Genomic DNA, 506 nt, shown 5'->3' on the forward strand with positions numbered 1-506 from the left:
TTTAAGTTTCAGCCTTGCGACCATACTCCCCCTGGTGCCCAAGCACTTTGATTTCTCGTAAGGTGCCGAACGCGTCAAAAATGTAACATCGTCCGATCCCTAGTCGGCATAGTTTATGGTTAAGACTACGACGGTATCTGATCGTCTTCGATCCCCTAACTTTCGTTCCTGATTAATGAAAACATCCTTGGCAAATGCTTTCGCAGTAGTTAGTCTTCAATAAATCCAAGAATTTCACCTCTGACAATTGAATACTGATGCCCCCGACTGTCCCTATTAATCATTACGGCGGTCCTAGAAACCAACAAAATAGAACCACACGTCCTATTCTATTATTCCATGCTAATGTATTCGAGCATAGGCCTGCCTTGAGCACTCTAATTTTTTCAAAGTAAAAGTCCTGTTTCCCCGCCACACCCAGTGAAGGGCATGGGGTTCCGCAGAGGGAAAGGCCCGGCCGGACCAGTGCACGCGGTGAGGCGGACCGGCCAGCCAGGCCCAAGGTT

Annotated in this window: 1 rRNA gene; it reads right to left on the minus strand. The window is 48.2% G+C overall.

Annotated elements, in window-relative coordinates:
• Window positions 1–506: ribosomal RNA gene (locus tag HXZ69_RS15410) — 16S ribosomal RNA — on the minus strand; the annotation flags it as partial.

It is taken from the genome of Empedobacter sp. R132-2, assembly GCF_030324375.1.
Classification (GTDB): Bacteria; Bacteroidota; Bacteroidia; order Flavobacteriales; family Weeksellaceae; genus Empedobacter; species Empedobacter falsenii_B.